Raw genomic sequence first — 4621 nt, 5'->3', positions numbered from 1 at the left:
CCCAACCATCTCGATAATTCGCGTCGCCATGATGCCGCACCGGTGTCTGCCACAGTGCCGCACCTGTGGCTTGCGCATCACCTCGTCGGCAAGGCGGAGAAGACCGGACGCTTACGTTCCTCAATCACGATGCCTTCAACAGCCTGCCCATCGGCCGTTGGACTGAGATGGTTGAAGATGGCGTCGGCTTGAAGATGACGGGCGAATTGCTCGACACCACCATGGGCCGCGACACTTATGTTGCGCTCAAAGCGGGTGCGATCACCGGCCTGAGCATCGGCTTCCGTCCAATCAAATTCACTATGGGCGTAAAGAACGATGATCCGCGCCGCACGCTGGAAGAAGTGGACTTGGTTGAGGTGTCCGTCGTCGGACTACCCGCCAATGCGAAGGCTCGTGTCCAGGCAGTGAAGAGCATGGGCGAGAACATGAGAGTCCGCGATTTAGAGCAACTTCTTCGCGACTGTGGCTTGTCTAAAAATGAGGCTGTTGCAGTAGCAAGCCAGTTTGAGAGCAAGAACGAACTAGCCAAAAAGAAGGCAGTCAGTGACGCAATCAACAGCCTCATTGGGAAGATGCGAGCCGCTTGATTTCTACAAGTATAAGTAAAGACAGCAAAAGGAGACGGAGGGATTCTGGACTCTTAGTTGCGTGAAAACAACCGAGACAAAGGAGCCCATAATGGCCGATCTCAACGACATCAACTCGCAGGTTGCGGCACTAGCCAACACCTTCGAGGAGTTCAAGAACACCAATGACAGCCGTATCGCGCAGATTGAGAGCAAGGGTAGCGCAGACGTGCTGACCACTGAGAGGCTAGATCGCATCAATAGCGAACTGACCGCTCTCCAGACCTCTGTAACCGATATTGCAAAGAAGTCGAACCGCCTAGGTGCAACTGAAGAGAACGCAGACGTAAAGGCGCACGCTGATGCCTTCAACGGCTTTATGCGCAAGGGCCTAGATGGCAATCTGGAAGCCCTGGAACGTAAGGCGATGACCAACACTGGCGGTTCGCCAGAAGGTTCGACCGGCGGCTACCTCCTGCCAAAGCAAGTTGAAGCTGGCCTGTTCACCGCACTAGAAACGCTCAGCCCTATCCGCTCGCTGGCTTCGGTTATTTCAGTATCGTCGGACGACTACCGCTTTCTGTCGAACCTGCACGGCACCGACGCCGGTTGGGTTGGTGAGACCGATGCCCGCCCCGAAACTAGCACTCCGCTGCTCTCCGAGACCCGCGTTCCAATGGGCGAGATTTACGCCAATCCTGGCGTTTCCCAGCGTGCTCTCGACGACCTGTCCATCAACGTGGAAGGCCTGCTCGCAGAGGAAGTTGCTCGCGCATTCGCGATCAAGGAAAACGCCGCGTTCGTGAAGGGCGATGGCGTCAACAAGCCGCAGGGCCTGATGACTACCAGCGGCATCGCACAGGTTAAGACCGGCGTTGCGGCTGCTCTGCCTACCAATGCGGACTTCCTGTTCCAGATGATTTACGGCCTGGGCTCAGCTTATCGTCAGAACGCGAGCTTTGCCGCAGCATCGGCGACCATCGCCCAGGTCCGCACGCTTAAGGATAGCACCGGCAATTACCTGTGGCAGCCATCGCTCGTTGCCGGTCAGCCCGCCACCCTGGCTGGTTACTCGCTGACCGAAATCTCCGAAATGGATGCTGTTGGCGCAGGCGCCCTGCCGTTCGTGTTCGGCGACTTCAAGCAGGGCTACCTGATCGCTGACCGCATCGGCGTTCGTGTTCTGCGCGATCCATTCACCAAGAAGCCTTTCGTGCTCTTTTACAGCACCAAGCGCGTTGGTGGCATGGTCAAGGACAAGCAGGCTTTTATCACCCTCAAGGTTTCGGCCTAATCAGACGGCCTGGGGGGAGCAAACACCCCCCAGGCTTCCAACTCACAGAAACGGTAATCGCCATTTTTGGATAGGCCCATATACAGCCCGTTTCCATTCACCTGTGATGGCACAATACGGAAACATGGATGCTAGTTTGGCAAGGTTTCCAATATATATCTCTCTGCCTGCCGGGATCGGCGAGAGATCGGGAGCAATTCTGGCGTAGATCGCCGCACGCTGTTCATCGCTCAATTTTGTAAGCTTGCCAGCTAGTCGGCCTTCTTGCTCACGCAGGGTTTCTTGCTCCGTCCACATAGCGCAACGCCATGGCTTCCATCCGGGCAGACCCGCATAGATATACGGTTCAAAATGACCCCTGCTCCTGGAGGTTGGCAGCCCCTTGGCGCCTTCATCGGCTCGATCACCCACGTTTTTTGCATGACCAACTTTGAGAACATGCAGACCTTTGTTTCCAGTCAATTCCCAAATAACCCGATCAGCTATATCGTGACGCCAAACGTAACAGCCTGGGCCTTCAAGGTCCATTGGCGGTCGGATCACTTCCATTTTCATAAAGATTTGCCTCCCATGACACGTCATGCTGGGATCGGAATTGTAAAATAACGATTAATCATCTGGCGTATAAAGTTTTTTGCTAAGTAGTCGATGGAGACGACTACGATTATAACGCCCGACGAGGTAAAGACGTGGTGCCGCATAGACAGCGATGCCGACGATACCACGATCGACTTGTTGATCCTTGCCGCTCAGGCGCAAGCTTCCGCTTATACCGGCCTGGCCCTAGCCCCCGATACATGCCCCCCTGCGATCAAGCAGGCCGTAGCTGTGTTCGTTGCCGACCTGTTCGCGAACCGCGAAGGCCAGACGGTCGGCGAAAAGACCTTCTATCGTCTCCTCGCCCCGTATCGCGTGGGTGGCATGTGATCCAGGCGGGCAAGCTGAACCGTCAGCTCATCCTCTATCGTCCAATTAAGCAGCGATCCGGCTCCGGCGCGGAAACGCAGGCATGGAGCAAAGTCGCGACGGTGTGGGCTGAGCGCCAGTCGCTTAATCTGCGCGAGGTGAACCGCATGGCAGGCATCGCTGAGGCGCAGGAAGCCAAGTTCCTCATTCGCTACCGCGCCGATGTCAGCACGTTCTTCGAGGTCATGTGCGACAAGCGTCGTTACAGCGTCGTCGCCGTCGATGAGGTGGGCAATCGCGAGGGCTTAGCCCTGCTTGTGAGGGCAATCTGATGCCCGGACGCCAGAGCTTCAGAATGGAGGGGATGAAAGAGCTGAATGCGGCTCTGAAAGGCCTCGGCCCAGAGGTCGCGACCAAGGTTGGTGCGTCCGGCACTCGTCAGGCCACAAATGTGATGCGCGATGCGGTCAGGGAGGCTGCGCCACGCGGTACAGAACCCACAAAGCGCACCTGGACAAACAAGGACGGCAGCAAGGGCAGCGCCGATTACGGACGACTGCACCAGAACATCAAAACCAAGAAGGTGCGGGCCCGTAAGGCCCACACGGTCAGCTTTCAGGTCACGACCGACAAGGCATTCTGGGGCCGCTTTAGCGAGTTTGGCACCGAGCGTGAGCCTGCCCGCCCCTGGTTCAAGCCTGCCGTAGATAAAGTCGCCGGTCAGGTGATCGACGTACTCTCTGGAGAGCTCAAGAAGGCCATCGACAAAGCGGCCAGGAAGGCCCGCAAATGATCGAAAAGGCACTCTACTCCCTGTTGTCCGCAATCGCCCCAAACACTTACCCGGTAGTTGCTCCCAAGGGCGTCAAAGTACCGTTCGTGATCTACACGCGGGTAAGCACGCCCCGACTGCGCGATTTTAACGGTCCTACGGGCAATGCAATGCCTACCTTCCGCATAGATGCTTACGACGTTGGCTTCGATGCCGCTCGCGCTCTGGCAGACTCCATCCGCGTTGCACTTGACGGGCACAGGGGCGGCATCATCCAGGATTGTGTACTGATCAATGAGCAGGACTTGAGCGACTTAACCAGCGACCCCGCTTTGTCGCGCGTCCAGCTGGAGTTTCGCGTCAGCCATACGGAGTGAAAGCATAAGTATTTGGCAGCGCCCGCTTGTTGGCCTGCCCAATAAAGGAGAAGCCAACAATGGCCCAGGGAATCAACACTGCCAGCACTAAGCTGGAAATTAACTCGTCTGGAAACGTCTACACGCAGGTTAAGGGCGTCAACAGCAGCAGTGGTCTTGGTGGCGGCTCCGCTGCCGTGATCGATACGACGGACTTCGACAGCACTGCCAAGGAAAAGTCGATGGGTCTGCCTGATGAGGGTCAGTGCTCCATTGGCATGATCTTCATGCCCAAGGATGCTGGCCAGCTGGCAATGCGTGCTGCCCGCGGCACTCGCGCAGCCACCAAATTCCGTATCACTCTCGCTGATGGCACAAAGTATGACTTCACCGCATACGTCCTCACGTTCGAGCGTACAGGTGAGCAGGATGACGTTGTAAAGGCTTCAAGCAACCTCGAGATCACCGGCTCGGTCGTTGAAACGACGGCGACAGCCTAATGCGTCTTTTCAGCCGTTCGGACATGCTGGCTGCTAAACTGCCGCACCGCGACGTTCGTGTTCCAGAAATGGGACCGGACGGCGCGGTGCGCGTTCAGCAGATGAGCGTCAACACCCGCGCCAACTGTAAGCGTGGTCGGCAGGCCGCCTTGCGGTAGGGCCTGTGGCTGAGATGCTTGCGGCCTTTGACGAGGGCGCAGGCGGTGCGGGAAGTTGTAGGTTCT

Annotated in this window: 9 protein-coding genes; 8 read left to right on the top strand and 1 reads right to left on the bottom strand. The window is 57.1% G+C overall.

The window, feature by feature from the left end; all coding sequences use genetic code 11:
• From ASF14_RS22275 to ASF14_RS10780, 3 genes are all read left to right on the top strand, one after another.
• Positions 1-192: hypothetical protein (locus ASF14_RS22275; RefSeq protein ID WP_236697023.1), on the top strand; the 192-nt coding region annotated here is incomplete at its 5' end.
• Positions 144-590: an HK97 family phage prohead protease gene (locus tag ASF14_RS10785; RefSeq protein ID WP_236697022.1), complete on the top strand. Its 447-nt coding sequence runs from the start codon at positions 144-146 to the stop codon at positions 588-590. The genes ASF14_RS22275 and ASF14_RS10785, both read left to right, overlap by 49 nt.
• 91 nt (positions 591-681) lie before the next feature.
• Positions 682-1863: a phage major capsid protein gene (locus ASF14_RS10780; protein WP_056434804.1), complete on the top strand. Its 1182-nt coding sequence runs from the start codon at positions 682-684 to the stop codon at positions 1861-1863.
• A gap of 42 nt (positions 1864-1905) precedes the next feature.
• On the opposite strand, the gene ASF14_RS21495 is transcribed toward ASF14_RS10780, so the two are convergent.
• Entirely contained in the window at positions 1906-2418 is a 513-nt protein-coding gene (locus ASF14_RS21495; protein WP_156361147.1) for a hypothetical protein, read from the bottom strand.
• Positions 2419-2511: 93 nt separating this feature from the next.
• On the opposite strand from ASF14_RS21495, the gene ASF14_RS10775 reads away from it, so the two are divergent.
• The 5 genes from ASF14_RS10775 to ASF14_RS10755 are packed head-to-tail and all read left to right on the top strand — an operon-like array spanning position 2512 to position 4397.
• Entirely contained in the window at positions 2512-2790 is a 279-nt protein-coding gene (locus tag ASF14_RS10775; protein ID WP_056434803.1) for a head-tail connector protein, read from the top strand.
• The gene (locus ASF14_RS10770) at positions 2787-3101 is read left to right on the top strand and encodes a phage head closure protein (protein ID WP_056434802.1); all 315 of its coding nucleotides are present in this window, start codon (positions 2787-2789) and stop codon (positions 3099-3101) included. The genes ASF14_RS10775 and ASF14_RS10770 overlap by 4 nt, the downstream gene beginning before the upstream one ends.
• On the top strand, positions 3101-3562 hold the full coding sequence (locus tag ASF14_RS10765) for an HK97-gp10 family putative phage morphogenesis protein (protein ID WP_056434801.1): 462 nt from the start codon (positions 3101-3103) through the stop codon (positions 3560-3562). The genes ASF14_RS10770 and ASF14_RS10765 overlap by 1 nt, the downstream gene beginning before the upstream one ends.
• Positions 3559-3918: a tail completion protein gp17 gene (gene gp17 / locus ASF14_RS10760; RefSeq protein WP_056434800.1), complete on the top strand. Its 360-nt coding sequence runs from the start codon at positions 3559-3561 to the stop codon at positions 3916-3918. The genes ASF14_RS10765 and gp17 overlap by 4 nt, the downstream gene beginning before the upstream one ends.
• A gap of 59 nt (positions 3919-3977) precedes the next feature.
• Positions 3978-4397: a phage tail tube protein gene (locus ASF14_RS10755; RefSeq protein WP_056434799.1), complete on the top strand. Its 420-nt coding sequence runs from the start codon at positions 3978-3980 to the stop codon at positions 4395-4397.
• Positions 4398-4621: the final 224 nt, after the last annotated feature.

It is taken from the genome of Sphingomonas sp. Leaf257 (assembly GCF_001422185.1).
GTDB lineage: Bacteria > Pseudomonadota > Alphaproteobacteria > Sphingomonadales > Sphingomonadaceae > Sphingomonas > Sphingomonas yabuuchiae.
The sequence above is the reverse complement of the archived record's forward strand: the minus strand, read 5'-3'. Positions and strand labels throughout refer to the sequence as shown.

Bases quoted from the DNA above. Each gene is read 5' to 3' on its own strand.
- ASF14_RS10780 (WP_056434804.1), top strand. From the start codon at position 682: ATGGCCGATCTCAACGACATCAACTCGCAGGTTGCGGCACTAGCCAAC.
- ASF14_RS21495 (WP_156361147.1), bottom strand. From the start codon at position 2,418: ATGAAAATGGAAGTGATCCGACCGCCAATGGACCTTGAAGGCCCAGGC.
- ASF14_RS10775 (WP_056434803.1), top strand. From the start codon at position 2,512: ATGGAGACGACTACGATTATAACGCCCGACGAGGTAAAGACGTGGTGC.
- ASF14_RS10765 (WP_056434801.1), top strand. From the start codon at position 3,101: ATGCCCGGACGCCAGAGCTTCAGAATGGAGGGGATGAAAGAGCTGAAT.
- gp17 (WP_056434800.1), top strand. From the start codon at position 3,559: ATGATCGAAAAGGCACTCTACTCCCTGTTGTCCGCAATCGCCCCAAAC.
- ASF14_RS10755 (WP_056434799.1), top strand. From the start codon at position 3,978: ATGGCCCAGGGAATCAACACTGCCAGCACTAAGCTGGAAATTAACTCG.